We start from the raw sequence: 16,685 nt of genomic DNA, 5'->3' as shown, positions 1-16,685 counted from the left end.
CCGGCCGGGGCCGTTCGGACCGCCCTGGTCGCCGCCGGGACCACCGGACGGCGGGGAGATGACCCAGTCGTCGTCACCGCCGAAGGCGGGACCGCCCTGCTGCGGCGGTCGGCCGGTCTCCTGCGGGAACCCGGGCGGGGCAGGCGGACCGGACCGGTACGCCTGCGGACCACCAGGACCGTTCGGGCCACCGGGGCCACCGGGACCGTTCGGGCCTCCATATCCGCCCTGGCCATCAGGGCCGCTCTGCCCGTCGTGCGGACCAGGGCCACCGGGGCCTCCGTATCCGCCAGGGCCGGGCGGTGGCGGTACCGGACGTGAGGGATCGCCGCCGAAGCCGGGCGGGCCCTGCGGGATCGGCTCGGCCGGCCGGTTCACCTGGGACGGACGGGAGCCCTGGTAGTCGTAGGGGTCACCGCCGTTGCCACCGCCGTACGACGGCCGGGGCGGGGGCGGCTGCTGGTACCCGCCGTGACCACCCTGGCCGCCGTGACCACCCTGGCCGCCGGGTCCACCGGGGCCGGGTCCGGCGGGGCGCGGGGCGGCAGGGGTGTACGAGGTCGCCGTGTTCGTCAGGAAGTTCCACCGGCACTCCTCGCAGAACGGCGCGGCGCCCTCACGGGGCGTGCGGCACTGCGGGCACAGCTCGGCTCCGCCACCGGGACCGTTCGGGCCTCCGGGGCCCCCGTAGCGGACCTGGCCGCCGGGACCACCCTGGCCGCCGGGAGGAGGGAATCCGTAGCCACCGCCGGGCGGCGGGGGAGGAGGGGGCGGCGGCACGAACCCCGCCATGCGGTGGCCGCACACCTCGCACCAGTCCTCGGAACCCGACTGGTGTCCGTTCGGGCAGGTCGGCATGTCGGCGCTTCCCCCTCTCCTTGTCCGGTCGCTTCCGACCGAAGTTCTCCGGCCCATGGGCCAGGCTCGTTCAGTTCAGTTTCACTTCTTTACACGAACAGTCTTGGTGGACCGGGTTTCGAGTGTCATCTCGTCGGCCTCCTCGACCCTCGCTTTCAGTCGCACAGTACCGGTCGCGGCGTCGACGACGTCCACCACCTTCGCAAGCAGTTTCGCAGTATCGGCGTTGCCGGAGACACCCGCGAGCTGAACGGCCCGGCCCAGTTTGGACGTTGCTCCGTCGAAATCGCCCGCCTTGCGCAGGTCGAGCCCCTGTTGGATGACGTGTGCCAGTTCGGCCTGCCCGGTGTAGTGGGCGACCTGGGGGTTGATCGACGTCGAGGCGGCCACGTCGTCCGTCCACACGGCGCGTACGAGACCCTGCGCGCCGAGCTCGTGGGCACCGTCCGCGCCGCTGCCGGCCGAGGCGCCGGAGGGGCGCGGGACGACGAGCGAGAGCCGGGCGGCGAGCATCTCCTGCCCCACGTCGGCGGCCGGGACCTCGACGCAGACGTGGTAGTCACGGGACTCGTCGCCCCAGGAACCCAGCGGGTAGTCGCCCGCGCGAGGGCCGGCCCCGGTGCGTCGCCCGGTCATGTCCTCGACCGTCGGCGCGACCTGTTTGACGAACTTCACCGTCGCGCCCAGCGGGGTCCACAGCCGCAGGACGACGTCCGCGACCTCCTTGCCCATCGCCGTCTCCATCATCCGCGTGAAGTCGTCGGCGAGTCCGGCCGGGTCGGCGACGATGTCGGCGCTGCCGAGGAGGCCGGAAGCGATCGCTGTGACTTCTTTCACTTCCCAGTCGGTGCCCACGCCGCGGGCGTCGCAGGTGAAGCGTCCGGCGCACCCCTGGAGGGCCGCCTTCAGGTCCTCGGGCGACTCGTGCTCGTTGCGCCCGTCGGTGAGCAGGATGCCGTGCCGGATCGCCACGCCCGCCGACGCGAGCAGCCGGTCGGCCAGCTTCAGCCAGGTGCCGATGGCGGTGCCCCCGCCCGCGCTCAGCGTGCGCAGCGCCCGCTTGGCCTGTTCGCGGGTGGCGGCGTCGGCCACCGCGAGCCGCCCGGCGCCGGGATAGACCTCCTTCGCCCCGTGCGTCCCGCCGACCACCGCGAAGCGCACGCCGTCGCGCAGGGCGTCGACCGCGGCGGCCGTGGCGTCGCGGGCGTTGCGCATCTTGGCCGGCGGACAGTCCATCGAGCCGGAGCAGTCGACCATGAGCACCACGGCCGCCGACGGCCCCTCCCCGGGCGCGTGGAGGTGGGGGGCCGCCACCGCGCTGCCGACGGTGCCGCCGCCGGTCGCGGTCACCGTGACGATGGCGTTGACCTCGCGGCCGCCCTCCGGCAGGTACTCGTTCTGGTACACGTCCACCGAGAACCGCGGCACGTTCGACTTCGCGAAATTGGCCATGCCTGTTTCTCTCCCCCTGGAGAGCCCCGACGAACGGGGCGACGACAGAAGACAGAAGGCGGACCGGTCCCCTCCGGTTCGCCTGTGCTGGTCCGCAGCTCTCCTGCGGTTTCCCTGTACTTCCCCGTCAAGGGCCTGCCGTACGCGGCCTCAGGCCGATCCTGCCCCCTGCGGCACGGCCGGGAACGGGACGAGCGCCACGGTTACGTTGTCGTGGCCCCCGCCGTCGAGGGCGTGACCGACCAGGACCCGCGCGCCGTGCAGCGGGCGGCCGGCCGCGTCGGCGGGGACGGCCCTGGCCATCTCCTCGGCCGACTCCGCGTAGTTCCACAGCCCGTCCGTGCAGACCACGACCACTCCGGGCCGGTCCGGTTTGAACGAGGCGGTGTGCGGATCGAGTTCGTACGCGTCGGCGCCGAGCCAGCCGGTGATCGCGTGGGCGCGCTGGTCCGCGTACGCCTCGGCCTCGCCCATCAGGCCCGCGGCGACCATCTGCGCAGCCCACGAGTCGTCCTCGGTGAGCCGGGCAGGGGGCGCGGCGCGGTCCACCGGGACCCAGTAGACGCGGCTGTCGCCGACCCAGCCGACGACCAGCAGACCGTCCGTCACCACGGCGCCGACGAAGGTACAGGCCGGGGCGTTCTGGTGAGGGGCGCGCTCCCGCTCCGTCTCGGGCTCGTCGGCCAGCGCGTTGACCGCCTCCGACGCGGCGATGATCGCCTCGTGCATCGCCTGCTGCGGATGCGTGCCGCGCGGCAGGGCTGCGAGCAGCGCCTGGCTCGCCGCCCGGGACGCGGCCAGCGAGGCGTCGTCGGGCCGGGTCGCGGAGGAGACGCCGTCGCAGACGATCGCGACGGAGGCGGGGGAGCCGTCGGGCAGCGTGGTGGTGCCGATGCCGAAGGCGTCCTCGTTGCGGTGGTGGCGCAGACCGCGGTCGCTGACCGCGGCCAGCGGGCCGCATTCCTGTTCCATGTGGTCCCGTTCGCGTGGCTGGGCGTGGCCGCAGTTCTCGCAGTAGCCGTCGTCGTCCACCCTGCCCGCACGACAGGCCACGCACACGCCCCCGCGGGGAACCGTCGAACCCTGCTCGCCGTCCGGCTCGGCGGCCACGCGCGGGTCCGGGGCCTGGAGCGGGTACTCCTCGGGCTGCCCGGCCGCCGGCTCGGCGACCGGCTCGGCGACCGGCTCGGCGACCGGCTGGGCCGGGCGGTCGAGGCGCACGCCGGAGGGGCGGGGAGACCCGGCCGGGGGTGCCGGGGGCGCCGGGGGTGCCGGGGGTTCGGGCGGGGGCGGAGGCACGGGCGCGGAGTGCTGGGCGTGGGCGTGGGGGTGAGGAAGGGGGCCGCCGGTCAGGGGCAGGCCGCTCGAGTCGGTGCCCGCCAGGTCCGCGGGCCGGTGCGTCGGGGCGGACACGCCGGAACTGTCCGGGCGGACGGTGGGCCAGTCCGGCCCGGCCGGCGGCGGTACCGGCGCCGACCGGGCCGCCGGGGGCGCGGCCGGGGGCCGGGGCACCCCGCGCTCCGCCGGACCCGGCGACGGCACCGAGCCGTGCCCGGGGGCCCCGGAGTTCCCGGGGCTCCTTGGGCTCATGGCGATCGTCGGATGATCCGTCGGCGGTGCCGGGACGGCCGACAGGTCGTATCCGCACGCACCGCAGAAACGGTCACCCGACTCGAGGGGTTCCTCGCAGCTCGGGCACTTCGACAGGGCGGCCTGCTGGGGCATCTGCGACATCAACTACACCCACGTCCGGGGGCGGTAACGGTTGGCACGTTCCACCAGGTCGATCCTCTCCTCACCGCTCCGCGCGAGCCGGGCCAGCGTGCGGTACGAGCGCTCGAGTCCGAAGCGCAGGTCCCGCTCGTCCAGTCCGTTGCCGAGCAGTGTCCGTCCCCCGGCGGCGGTCCGCCGTCCCCGTCCCGGCGGAGCCGGAAGCGGAGACGGAACGGAACCCTGGCCCCCGGAGAGTACCCAGTCGAGCGCGCAGCCGAGGACCTCGACCGCCAACTGCTCCCGGCGCGCCGGGTCCAGACCGTACGAATCCAGTGCCTCGACCTGGCCCGCCGCGGCACTCAGGTCGTCGAGGAACGGTACGTCACCCGCGGTCGCGGCCGTCCCCCGCAGCCGGGCGCGTACGGCCGCCACCCGCGCGGCCGTGTAGTGGATCGAGGACTCCGGCACCGACTCCAGCGTCCGTACGGCGCCCCGCCGGTCGCCGGTGGCGAGCCGCACCCGGGCCAGGCCGAACGCCGCGCTCACATGGCTCGGATCGGTGGACCACACCAGGCGGTAGTACTCGGCCGCGTTGTCGAGCTGGCCCAGCACCTCGGCGCACAGGCCGAGCGCCAGCTTCGGCGCGATCTCGCCGGGGAAGGCGTCGTAGATGGCGTCGAAGGCGAGCGCGGCGCCCTCGTGGTCGCCGGTCACCAGGGCGGCGACCCCGCGGTGCCAGACCACCCGCCAGTCGTCGGGGTCCCGTTCCTCCAGGGTCCGCAGCGTGGCCAGCGCGAGGTCCGGCCGGCCGGTCTCCAGCCAGGCGCGGACCTGCCGCAGCCGGGTCTCGGCAGACGGCGAGGGCGCCGCGGCCAGGGCGTTGACCAGCTCGGCGGGCGCGGAGGCCGGCAGACCCGCGAGGAAACCGGCGTCGGGGTCGGCCGGGTCGACGTGGGGGAGGGGCAGCGCGAGCGCCGCCGCGGCGGTGTCGACGGGCCGGACGAGACCGCCCGGGGTGGTGCCCGGAGAGGCCCCCGGGGAGACGGAGCCGCCCGGGGGGCCGGGCTGTCCGCCCGCCGTGCCCCCGCCCGGTCCTCCGGGGAACTGCTGGGGCCGCGCGCCCTGAGTCAGCTGCTTCGGCCGGCCGCGTCCCGGCCCTCTTCGGGGTACCGCCCGCGCCCCCAGCCGGGACACGTCGCCGTACGCCCGGGGGAACAGCTCGGTGTCCGTCACCCGCAGCTCCGGGCCGAACAGGGTCGACAGGGCGGGGCGGGCGTGGCCCGACTGGACCGAGACGACCTCGCGCAGGACACCGGTGAGCTGCTCGGCCATCTCCTGTGCGGAGGCGAACCGGCGGGCCGGGTCGGGGTCGGTGGCGCGCACCAGCAGCCGGTAGAACGACTCGTACCGGCGGAAGACGTCGATGTGGTCCGGGTCGGGCAGCGAGTCCGCGTAGACGGTCGTGTAGCCCTGGAAGTCGAACGTGAGGACGGCGAGCGTCCGGGCGACCGTGTACAGGTCGGAGGCGACCGAGGGGCCTGCCTCGGCGACCTCCGGGGCCTGGTAGCCGACCGTGCCGTAGACGGCCGACCGGTCGTCGTCCGCCCGGCGCACCGCGCCCATGTCGATCAGCTTCAGTTCGTCCTCGGTCTGGATCGCGTTGTCGACCTTGAAGTCGCAGTACAGCAGGTGGCGGGAGTGCAGGTGCCCCAGCGCCTCGAGCGCCTCGATGCCGTACGCGCACGCCTGCTCCACCGGCAGCGGGTCCCGCCTGCCGTCCGGTGTGCGGCGGCCGTTGGCGATGTCCTTGAGGGCCTTGCCCCCGACGTACTCCATGACGATGTAGCCGTCCAGCGAACCGGTGCGCTGGTCGAGGTGCTCCACGAAGTTGTAGATCCGCACGATGTTGGCGTGCTCGATCTCCGCGAGGAAGCGCCGCTCGGAGATCGCCGCCTCCATCGCGTCCTGGTCGCCCGTGTCCAGCAGGCCCTTGAGGACCACCCAGCGGTCCGAGACCGCCCGGTCCACGGCGAGGTAGATCCAGCCCAGGCCACCGTGCGCCAGACAGCCGACCACCTCGTACTGGCCGTGCACCACGTCACCGGCCCGCAGCTTCGGGACGAACGAGTACGGGTGGCCGCACTTGGTGCAGAACCCCTCCGTGCGGCCCGGCCGGCCCGCCCGCGCACGGCCCACCTGGGCCCCGCAGTCGGAACGGGAGCAGAAGCGCTTGCGCTCCGGCACCTCGGGGGTGTCCAGGACCATCGCGCGCGGGTCGGGCCGGGGGATCGGCGGGACCTGGACCAGCCCCGCGCCCAGCCGGCCCCGGCCGGAGGAACCGCCGGCGGACCCGGAGCCGCGCACCGACACCGAGCGCTCGGCTCTCCCGCCCGCAACCGAGCGGGAGAGCCGCCCGGACACCGAGCGCCGTGACTTCGCCGACTGCGACGACCTGCCGGACGACGTACGCGAACCGCGGCTGCCGGCACGGGAACTGCCGGCCGAGCCTGCTGGGCCGGCCGGGCCCGCTGAGCCCGCCGGGCTTGCCAAGTCCGCCGGGTCTGCCAAGTCCGCCGGGTCTGCCAAGTCCGCCGGGCCCGCCGAGTCCGCAGAGCCTGCCGAGCGCGCAGAACCTTGCGGGTCCGCCGGGTCCGCCGAGCCTGGTGAGCGCGCAGGGCCTGCTGGGCCCGCAGCGCCGTGCGTACCGCGGAAGCCGGGTGAGTCGCGCGAACCGCGCGGCTCCCGGTCGCCCGCGGTGATGCCGGTCGGGACCGAGCCGATTGCGCCTCCTCCGAGCTCTCGGCCGTGCTCGAGCAGGGGAGACCCCGACAGGGGAGACCCCGACAGGGGGGATGCCGGGGACGACACGACCGGGGCGAGCCCGCAGGTGTCGCAGTACAGCTCGCCGCCGCCGACGTCCTCGTAGGCGCCCTCGCAGCCGGGACGCTGACAGGGACGGGGCGCGGCGGCGGCCTGCGACGCCCGCGCCTGCTGCTCCCCGGCCCCGGTCCCGTTCCCGGCCCCGTTCCCGTTCCCGGTCCCGTTCCCGGCCCCGGCCTGCTCCCCGGTCCTGTTCCGCCCGCCGGTCCCGCTCCGTTCCCCGGAACCACCGTCGGGCTGTCCTCGGGACCGGCCCTGGTGGTGCGTCCGGTCCTCCGCCTGACTCATGCGCCTGCCTCCCCCTGGTCGCTCATGCGCCGGACCCCCCGCGCTCCTCGGGTGCGTCCGCGCCCGGCGGGCCGGGCACCCGGGGCTGCGTCGTGCCGAGGAGTTCGGCGGCGGCGTGCTGGTAACGCAGCACCGCCTCCTCGGCGACCCGCAGGTCGCAGGGCGCGCTCCACAGCATCCGGCGCGCCTTCTCGTACCGCTCGGCCAGCACGGTGTCCTCCGCGAGGCCGTGCCGGGCCACCTTCGCCCTGTACGCGTCGAGCCGGCCGCGCAGCTCGGCGCGGATCGCCAGCGGCGCGGTGACCGCGGTCAACGACTCGCGGGCGCGCACCAGTTCGTCCTCCGCCTTCTGCTCCAGGGAATCCAGGAGCGGAGACAGCCGGTGCCACTGGGCGTGCCTGCGGTACTCGGCGGCCGTCGACAGCTGCTCCTGCAGCGCGGTCGGCGGGCCGCTGACGACCGGCACCTCCGTCGCCGCGATCTTCGCGAGCACCTCGCCGCGCGCCGTGCGGGCCTCGGCGAGCGTGCGGTCGGCGCGCGAGAGGACGTCCCGCAGCCGCACGATCCGCTTCTCGGAGTCCTGGCGGACCGCGAGCACCGCGTCGATCTCGCGGCGCACCTCCTCCAGGGCGCGCGCCTCGCGGTCGTACACCGCCGTGTCCGGCCGCCCGCCACCCGGCGCCGAACTGCCCTCCAGGGGTTTCCAGAAGGCCAGCGGGTCGGAGATCACCTGCTCGCGCAGCCGGGTCAGGGAGCGGGTGATCCGCTCCAGGTCGTCGCCCGCCGGATGCTCTCCGGGGCGGACGCCCACGGGGTGGGCGAGCCTGCGGGTGCGCTGGAGCTCGGCGGCCAGTAAGTCGATCCGGGCGGGCAGCGCCGACCACACCGCGTCCGCGGCGACGACCATGTCCAGCGAGGACGCGTACAGCTCGTTCATCAGCTCGACCAGCGCGGCCAGCGAGTAGCGCTCGCTGAGGCGGCCCGCGCGGCCGTGGGGCGTCGGTGCGTTCGCGGCGGCGGCCGGGTCCGGGAGCGTGACGCATTCGCCGCGCAGCAGCTCCGTCAGCTCCACCAGGTCGTCGTGGCTGGACCAGCGGCGCCGGGCGCGGATCTCGCGGGCGGTGCGCAACGCGCCGGAGTACGCGTCGAAGTACGTCCACAGCAGCGTGATCGACGCCTCGGTGGCCTGCCAGCGCTCCTCGGTACGGCCGGTGAGGCGGGCACCCTCCAGGAGTCTGCGGCCCGCGTGGTCCTGGAGAGCGAGGAGCGAGGTCTCGACCGCCTCGTGCTCCGCGCCGAGCCGCGCGAGCGCACGGTCCACCTCGTCCCGGTCCATCACCGGCCCGGTGGGATCCGTGTCGCCCATCGATCACCTCTCGCTGCGGACGGTCGTTGACGTTCGTGAGTCGTTCTGCGTTGCGTTCTGCGTTCTGCTTTTGTGTTCTGCGGGGTTCCTCGGGACGGGGAGTGACGGTCGGTCGATCAGCTCACGCGCAGGTACTCCGGTGCCGGTGGTTCGGAACTCCCCGGATCCTTGCCCAGAGTCTCCGACAGCCAACGCTCGTACGAGGCCTGCCATCCGTCCGTGGTGTCCTCGCGGAAGTCCACCAGGGTCCGGTTGACCCGGCGGACCAGGTCGTCCGCGTCCTTCCGCATCGCCACGCCGTAGTACTCGGTCGTGAAGGAGTCGCCCTTGAGCTCGACCGTCGGGTCCTGCGCGGCCTGGCTCGCGGCGAGCGCGGCGTCGGTGACGACCGCGTCGACCCTGCCGAGCTGCAGCCGTACCAGGCAGTCGAGCTGGTTGGGGACGGTGGTGCGGATGTCGACGGACCGCGGGAGGACCCCTCTCGCCCTGTCCTCCTCCAGCGTCGTGAACGCGGTGGAGCCGGCCGCCGTGCAGACCTTCCGGTCCGCGAGCGTGGGGCCGTACCCCTCGACCGGGGACTCCTTCTGGGCCAGCACCTGCTGTCCGGTCCTGAAGTACGGGGCGGAGAACGCCACGTCCTCGACGCGGTCGCAGGCGATCGTCATGGTGCGGACCACCATGTCGACCCGGCCGCTCTCGATCGCCGGGATGCGCCGGTCGGTGGGGATCGCCTTGAACTGGACCGCGTTCCGGTCGCCGAGTACGTCCTCGGCGATGCGGTGCGCCAGGTCGATGTCGAAGCCCTCGAGGCCGGTGCTCCCGCGGCTGTTGGGGTCGCGGTAGCCCCAGCGGTAGCTGTTCTGGTCCACGCCGACCACCAGCTTGCGCTTCTCGCCCTTGCGGGCCTTGATCCGGTCGATCGTCGGGCCGTCGTCGCCGGAGGGGGCCAGGGTCTGCTTCTCCGGGTCGTCGCACTCCTCGGCCGCCCCGTCCGCCCCGTCCGCCTTCGTGCCCGCCCCGTCCGCCTTCGTGCCCGCGGCATCCGCCACGGCCCGTCCTGCGGCCCCCGGCTCCTTGCCGCCGGCCCGGGAGGAGGGCCCGGTGCTGGTCAGCACCAGCGCGAAGACCAGTGCGAGCGCGCAGAGGGCGGCCATCGCACCCACCCCGCCCCAGCCCCGCAGCCCGGCCCGCAGACGTCGTACGTTCCTCATCACGCCCCCTTCCGCTCTCACCGGTACTCCGACAGCCTGCGCCCGATGCCCAGCACCGCGCCCGCCGCGCCCAGCACGGCGAGGCCCGCGGCGCCCTGCGGGAGGCCCGTCAGGGCGTCCCGGCCGCCGGTGGCCGCCTCCTCGAACTCGCGCCTCTCGTGCGCCAGCGCCGTGGCCAGGCTCTCGTCGACGCCGGCGAAGCACTCGCCGGTCGCGCCCCTGCCGCCGATCACCAGGTCCAGCGCCTGCTGGTAGTTGCCGCTCTCGTCCTGCCCCCGGGCGGCGTCGTGGCGCTTCCTCCACTCGGCCATGTTGCTCACGGCGGCGGCCACCGGCTTCTCGCCGGCGCTGTCGTCCGCGAGTTCACCGGCCCGGGCCAGCCCCTTGTCGAGGGCGGCCATGTCACGCCGGAAGTCGTAGTCGTAGGCGTCGTACGTCTCGTCGCCGACCTTCCTCGTCTCGGCGCCGCGGGCCACCAGCGTCAGGTTCTCGTTGCCGCGGGCCTTCAGGGACGCGATCCGGGCGTCGTGCAGCACACCGAGCGAGCGGACGCCGTGGTCGTAGGAGCCGGTCAGCCCCGAACGCGCGACGCCGTGGCCGGCGACCAGCCAGAGCAGCACCACCGTCGCCGCCGCCGTGGCCGCGACCAGGCCGTGGTTGAACACCCGGTGGGTCCGCAGGTACATACGGCGCTGCGCCCAGGCGAGCGCGGCGAGGGCGACGGCACCGAGCGCGATCGCGGCCCACGGGTAGGGGGTCGCGTCCGCGTAGTCGGCGTCGAGGCGCCGGGACTCCTTCTCGTAGAGATCCTCCGCCGCCGGGAGCATCTCCTCCTGCATCTTCTCGTTCGCGTACCGCAGATAGGCGCCGCCCACGGGGTAGCCCTGCCGGTTGTACGTACGGGCGCGCTCCACCAGGCCCTTGTACTCGGGCAGCATCCGGTTGAGCTCGGTGATCGTCGCCGCGGACGAGGAGCCCGGGGCGGAATGGGCCGCGGCGCCCACGAGTTTGCCGGCGGCGGTGCGGATGCCCTTCTCGTAGCTGTCCCGGGAGGCGGCGGTCTCCTGACCGCCGGCCAGGAACCCGCTGGAGGCTGCGGTGTTGGCGTCCGCGAGGGAGCGGTAGATGTCGGCGGCGTCCGAGGCGAGCGGCTCGCTGCTGGTGAGGACGTCGTCGGCCGCCGCGGCCCGGTCGGACACCTGCCAGGCGGCGACCGCGCCGAACGTGACGACGAGGGCGGCCAGGACCGCGCCGATGATCCTGAGGCGGCCGGGTTCGGTGGTGGCGGCCTCGCGCAGCCGGACGGCGCCCTCGGCGAACGCCGTGCGGCGCGGCGCCTCCGGCTGCCGCCGGGCCGCGGGGGGCCGGGAGCCGCCGGGTTCCTGCCGCGAGGCCGGGACACCGCCCGGCCCGGACTGCGGGGGTACGGCGGGCGGGGGTGCGGCGGGCGTCGCGGGTACGGCCGGACCCGGCGGCGCCGCGCCGCCTCTCGGCGTATGGGTCACTCGACCTCCCCCATGGTCATTCGTCCCCCGAGTATCGCCGCAGGAACCGACATATGCACCGGTCTTGGTGCGGTCTTGATCCGGCGGCCCGGAGACCACCGGCAATTCGGGCACACGCGAGCGATCCGGACCGCCCCCTCGCACCACCCCCTGCCCACGAACACGCCGAGGGAATCCGCTTGGTTCCGGGCGGAGTTCGCGGTCGTCCGGGACCGGATCCGGGACGGCCCCGCTGTCCGCGGCAGGGCCCGTCCGGCGGCCCGAGGGCTCCGGCGGGTTCCGGCGGAGCCGCCAACCCGACCGGCCGTCCGGCCCGCTTTCCGCGCCCGCCCGGCGGGGTGGGGAGGCGCCCGGTCGCCCTGCTTCCCCGAACCCCCGGTGGTTCGCAGTCCGGGCGACCGACGGCGGTGCTCCTCCCGAGGGGAGGCCGGGGGCGTGGCAGTCGGCGAGGGCGAGTGCTGCCGGACGCCGGACGCCGGGTGCGGGATCCGAGCGTTCGCTGCCCGGGGGCCCGGGGGCCCGGGGGAGCCCGTGACGCCCCGCCCGTGCCTTCGGCGGGCGGCCCCCGCTTCCGTCGGCCCCGTCGGAGCTACCGGCCCCCGCTCGGCTCACCCCCTCCGGCGGGCTTTCCCCGCCCCCGCTCGTAATGGGCCCGCAGCCGGTCCTGGGCGCCCGGTGGGGCCGTCAGGTGGTCCAGGCCCAGGAGGGCCGCGCCCAGGACCGGGGCCGCGGTGACGACCCGGGGGACGGCCCTGGGGGCCTGCTCGGCGAGCAGGGCGCGGATCCGGTCGTCGAGCCGGGGGTGCCGGGCGGCCAGGACGCTGCCGCCCAGCAGGACGGGTGTCTCCTCGGCGAGCAGCTCCAGGCGGGTCAGCGCCACGACGGCCATCGCCACCACCTCGTCGGCCTGCCGGTCGACGATCGCACCCGCGACCGGGTCGCCGCCCGCCGCCGTGGCGAAGAGCACCGGCGACAGCTCGTGGCGGCGCTCCGGCGCGAGGTGCCCCAGGTACAGGGCCTCGACGAGGGCCGGCATGCCGGGGAGGCCGAAGTGCGCCGGGAGGGTGCCGGCCAGGGCGGTGGCGGCGCCGCGGCCGTCCTGGGCGCGGGCCGCGTGCCACAGGGCCTCCTCCGCCAGCGCCCAGCCGCCGCCCCAGTCGCCGGAGACGCGGCCGAGCGCCGGGAAGCGCGCGGTGCGGCCGTCCGGGCGCATGCCGACGCAGTTGATGCCCGCCCCGCACACGACGGCCACCCCGCGCGGTTCGGTGACCCCGGCGCGCAGGACCGCGAAGGTGTCGTTGCGGACCTCCACGGTGCCGCCCCAGCCGCGGGCGGCCAGAGCCGCCGCCAGCCGTTCCTCCTCGACGGGGAGGTCCGCGTTGGCCAGGCAGGCCGAGACGTGGGCGACGCCACCGGCACCGGCGGCGGCGAGCGCGGCGGCGACGGTCTCCGCCAGGGCCTCCACGGCCGCCTCCACGCCGACGGAGGGCGGCCGGACCCCCCCGCCCCGCGCGGTGGCCAGGACCTCGCCGTCGTGGGCGACCACGGCGACGTCCGTCTTGCTGTTGCCGGCGTCGACGGCGAGGACGCCCGCGGTCAGGCCCATGCGAGGTGCTCCCGGTTGTGTGCGACGAGCCGGTCGGTGAGCTTCTCGGCGTACGCGTACTGGCCGACCAGGGGGTGGGCGAGCAGGGCGCGGAACACCCGCTCGCGGCCGCCGCGCAGGGCCGCGTCGAGCGCCAGGTCCTCGTAGGCGGTGACGTTCGCCATCAGTCCCGAGAACAGGGGGTCCACGCGCGGGACGGGAAGCGGGCTCGCGCCCTTCGGGCCCACCGCCGCCTGCACCTCGATCACGGCGTCCTCGGGGAGGAACGGCAGCGTGGAGCCGTTGCGGGCGTTCACCACCTGGTACGGGCTGCCGGCGCCGCCCAGCAGGGCCGCCGCCAGGTCCACGGCCGCCTCGGAGTGGTAGGCGCCGCCGCGCTCGGCCAGCAGCGCCGGTTTCTCGTCGAGGGCGGGGTCGGCGTAGAGGGCGAGCAGCCGGCGCTCCACGCCGGCCACCTCGGCGGCCCGGGACGGTCCGGTGCGCAACTCCCGTACGGCCTCGTCGTGCGCGTAGTAGTACCGCAGGTAGTACGAGGGGACCACCCCCAGCCGGTCCAGGACGGCCCGGGGCAGCCGGAGGTCGGCGGCGATCGCGTCGCCGTGGTCGTGCAGCAGCGCGGGCAGGACGTCCTCGCCCCCGGGGCCGCCCCGGCGCACCGCGGTCTCCCAGGTGAGGTGGTTCAGGCCCACGTGGTCGAGGTGCAGTTCGGCGGGCCGACGCCCAGACGCGCGGCGAACTTCCGCTGGAGCCCGATGGCGACGTTGCACAGCCCCACCGCCCGGTGCCCGGCCTCCAGCAGCGCCCGGGTGACGATGCCGACGGGGTTGGTGAAGTCGATGATCCAGGCGTCCGGGCTGGCGCGCCGGACCCGCTCGGCGATGTCCAGCACCACCGGGACGGTGCGCAGTGCCTTGGCGAGGCCGCCGGCCCCGGTGGTCTCCTGGCCGACGCAGCCGCACTCCAGCGGCCAGGTCTCGTCCTGCTGCCTGGCCGCCTGCCCGCCCACCCGCAGCTGGAGCAGCACCGCGTCGGCGCCGTCCACGGCCGCGTCCAGGTCCGACGTGGTGACGATCCGCCCGCCGTGCCCCTGCCGGGCGAAGATCCGGCGGGCCAGACCGCCCACCAGCTCCAGCCGGTCCGCGGCCGGATCGACCAGCACCAGCTCCCGAACCGGCAGGGTGTCCCGCAACCGGGCGAACCCGTCGACGAGTTCGGGCGTGTAGGTCGAACCGCCGCCGACCACGGTGAGTTTCATGTCGCCAGACCCCTCAGCCCTCTGCTCCGGTGAGCGCGGCACCCCGGACGGGCGCCTTCGGGGCCAAGAGGACCACGGGACGGGCGGTGCGCGGGAGGGCGCCGCCCGGAAGTTCCGGACGCCGCCCTCCGGGCCGGTCTCTCCCCGGGCCGCCGCCGGCTACTTCGTGATGTTCGGCGGGGTGATCGGCGACGCCGCGATGGACTGCGGCGAGATGCTGCTCGCGTAGGCGGACGGGGGCGCGACGGCCGCCGCCGGGTCGGGGCCCTCCATCTCCACCGGGGCCGTGGCGCCGCCGACGATGCGGATGCCGGCCGCGTCGAAGGCGCGCTTGATGCGCCAGCGCAGCTCGCGCTCCACGGTCAGGGACTTGCCGGGCATCGTCTTCGCCGAGACACGGACCACCATCGAGTCCAGCAGGACGGAGTCGAGGCCGAGGATCTCGATGGAGCTCCAGAGCAGCTCGTTCCAGGGCTCCTCCTTGGTCATCTTCTCGGCGACGGCGACGAGCGTGGACCTCACGTGGTCCAGGTCCTCGTCCGAGCGGACCGTGACGTCGACGTTGGCGGTCGCCCAGCCCTGGGAGAGGTTCCCGATGCGCTTGACCTCGCCGTTGCGGACGTACCAGATCTCGCCGTCGGCGCCGCGCAGCTTGGTCACCCGCAGGCCGACCTCGATGACCTCGCCGGTGGCGACACCCGCGTCGACGGTGTCACCGACGCCGTACTGGTCCTCGAGGATCATGAACACGCCGGAGAGGAAGTCCGTCACCAGGTTGCGGGCACCGAAACCGATCGCGACACCGGCGACACCGGCCGAGGCCAGCAGCGGGGCCAGGTTGATCTGGAAGGTGCCCAGGACCATCAGCGCGGCCGTGCCCACGATCATGAAGGACGCGACCGAGCGCAGCACCGAACCGATCGCCTGCGAGCGCTGGCGCCGTCGCTCGGCGTTGACCAGCAGTCCGCCGAGCCCGGGGCCGTCCACGGCGTCGCCGGTCCGCGACATCCGGTCGATGAGCTTGGTGATCGCCCGCCGCACGACCACTCTCAGGACGGTCGCGATCACCACGATGAGCAGGACCCTGAGCCCGATCGCGAGCCAGGTGGACCAGTTCTCCTCCACCCAGCCGGCGGCGTTGGTGGCGCTCTCGTGGGCGTCCTCGAGCGTGGGCACCATCGGGGTCCCGGAATCCGAGGGGGTCGGGGACGGCTCCTCGGCCAGGGGGACGGCGGACAGGGACACGGCGGGTACCTCCAGGTGGCACGGTCTCCCCCCGGTGCGGCGGTCAGGGGTTCACGGACGTCGAGGTCTGCGCTGTCTTCGAGATCACGGAAAGGTCACCGGCGGGGCAGAATCACCACACTAACGGGGCATTGTGGGGGGACCTGCCCGATGCGTGAAGAAGAGACGGCCCTCACGCGCGACGGGCGGTGACCGCCCTGACCGGAGGGCTTTCCGCCCACGCACCGGAGGGCGGTGTGGCCGAAAACACTTCCAGCCCGTTACCGGGACATGGTGGCGCGTCCACCAGGCATGAGGGGAGACTGACTACGGATCGTCCCGGCGCGAGCCACGCGCCGCCGGCGTACAAGGAGGCATCCGTGCCGCACGTCCTGGTTCTCAACGCGTCGTACGAGCCGCTCGGCGTCGTACCGCTCCGCCGCGCGCTCGTCCTCGTCCTCGAGAACAAGGCCGTGTGCCTCGAGGAGTCCGGCGCCTACCTGCACAGCGCGACCGTCACAGTCCCCGCACCCAGCGTGGTCCGGCTCAAGCGATTCGTACGGGTCCCCTACCGGGGGCCCGTTCCCCTCACCCGCCGGGCGCTCTTCGCCCGGGACGGGGGCCGGTGCATGTACTGCGGTGGCGTCGCGACCAGCGTCGACCACGTCATCCCGCGCAGCCGCGGGGGCAAGCACGTCTGGGACAACGTGGTGGCCTCCTGCCGCCGCTGCAACCACGTGAAGGCCGACCGGCACCTGTTCGAGCTGGGCTGGCGGCTGCGCCACAAACCGGCCCCGCCCACCGGCCTGGCCTGGCGCATCATCGGCACCGGCCACCGCGACCCGCGCTGGCTCCCGTACCTCCAGCCGTACGGCGCGGCCGACGCGATGGCCCGCATCGACGGCCTGTCCCGCGTGGACGGGATATCCGCCTGAGGGGGCCGGGCCGGGCTTCCGCGTGCGCGGTACGGGGGCCGGTCCTGGTCCTGGTCCTGGTCCCGGTCCCGGTCCCGGTCCTGGTTCCGGTACTGCGGGCGGTGCGGGCCTGGCCGGGCTGCGACGTCCTGGGTGGCCGTTATCCGGCGGGTGGGCCCGGGCGGGCGGAGCTGCTGGAAGACGGAGGCACGACGGGTGCTGTCGGCCTGGACCGGCGGGGTGACCGCCGCATTCGACTACGCGGACATGCACCACGTGGTGGACCGGCTCACGCAGCCGTGCGGGGCGGATGACGCGCCGGCCCGCGTTGACGGCCTGTTCCGCTTGACGGCCTGTTCCGCGTGGAGGACGCCTTTCCCCGGCCGGCCGCAGAGGGCCTTTGCCTGCCTGGT

General features: G+C 74.8%; 9 protein-coding genes and 2 pseudogenes. 1 reads left to right on the top strand and 10 read right to left on the bottom strand.

The window, feature by feature from the left end; translation table 11 throughout:
- The 10 genes and pseudogenes from TU30_RS37755 to TU30_RS28730 all read right to left on the bottom strand — a co-directional run.
- Positions 1–858: pseudogene (locus tag TU30_RS37755) on the bottom strand (phosphopeptide-binding protein); the annotation flags it as partial.
- A gap of 81 nt (positions 859–939) precedes the next feature.
- Complete coding sequence (locus TU30_RS28770) at positions 940–2,310, bottom strand: VWA domain-containing protein (RefSeq protein ID WP_042175471.1); 1,371 nt, start codon at positions 2,308–2,310, stop codon at positions 940–942.
- A gap of 150 nt (positions 2,311–2,460) precedes the next feature.
- A complete protein-coding gene (locus TU30_RS28765; RefSeq protein ID WP_042175544.1) occupies positions 2,461–4,044 on the bottom strand; it encodes a PP2C family serine/threonine-protein phosphatase in 1,584 nt (527 codons plus the stop codon).
- 3 nt (positions 4,045–4,047) lie between these two features.
- Positions 4,048–7,191, bottom strand: coding sequence for a tetratricopeptide repeat protein (locus tag TU30_RS28760; RefSeq protein WP_370626727.1), 3,144 nt, complete (start codon positions 7,189–7,191; stop codon positions 4,048–4,050).
- Positions 7,192–7,213: 22 nt separating this feature from the next.
- Positions 7,214–8,557, bottom strand: a complete 1,344-nt coding sequence (locus TU30_RS28755; protein WP_042175467.1) for a hypothetical protein — start codon at positions 8,555–8,557, stop codon at positions 7,214–7,216.
- Between the two features lie 116 nt (positions 8,558–8,673).
- Complete coding sequence (locus TU30_RS28750) at positions 8,674–9,768, bottom strand: glutamate ABC transporter substrate-binding protein (protein WP_199816912.1); 1,095 nt, start codon at positions 9,766–9,768, stop codon at positions 8,674–8,676.
- 17 nt (positions 9,769–9,785) lie between these two features.
- The gene (locus TU30_RS28745; RefSeq protein ID WP_199816911.1) at positions 9,786–11,273 is read right to left on the bottom strand and encodes a hypothetical protein; all 1,488 of its coding nucleotides are present in this window, start codon (positions 11,271–11,273) and stop codon (positions 9,786–9,788) included.
- Between the two features lie 589 nt (positions 11,274–11,862).
- Positions 11,863–12,879, bottom strand: coding sequence for an N-acetylglucosamine kinase (locus TU30_RS28740; protein ID WP_042175464.1), 1,017 nt, complete (start codon positions 12,877–12,879; stop codon positions 11,863–11,865).
- Positions 12,870–14,134: pseudogene (locus TU30_RS28735) on the bottom strand (6-phospho-beta-glucosidase). The gene TU30_RS28740 and the pseudogene TU30_RS28735 overlap by 10 nt, the downstream one beginning before the upstream one ends.
- Positions 14,135–14,293: 159 nt before the next feature.
- On the bottom strand, positions 14,294–15,379 hold the full coding sequence (locus TU30_RS28730) for a mechanosensitive ion channel family protein (RefSeq protein WP_042175461.1): 1,086 nt from the start codon (positions 15,377–15,379) through the stop codon (positions 14,294–14,296).
- Between the two features lie 359 nt (positions 15,380–15,738).
- On the opposite strand from TU30_RS28730, the gene TU30_RS28725 reads away from it, so the two are divergent.
- Entirely contained in the window at positions 15,739–16,293 is a 555-nt protein-coding gene (locus TU30_RS28725; RefSeq protein ID WP_042175459.1) for an HNH endonuclease, read from the top strand.
- The last annotated feature ends 392 nt before the right edge of the window (positions 16,294–16,685 follow it).

Source organism: Streptomyces sp. NBRC 110035 (assembly GCF_000829695.1).
Taxonomy (GTDB): Bacteria; Actinomycetota; Actinomycetes; order Streptomycetales; family Streptomycetaceae; genus Streptomyces.
Note: the sequence above shows the minus strand (reverse complement) of the source record. Positions and strands in the feature narration are given on the sequence as shown.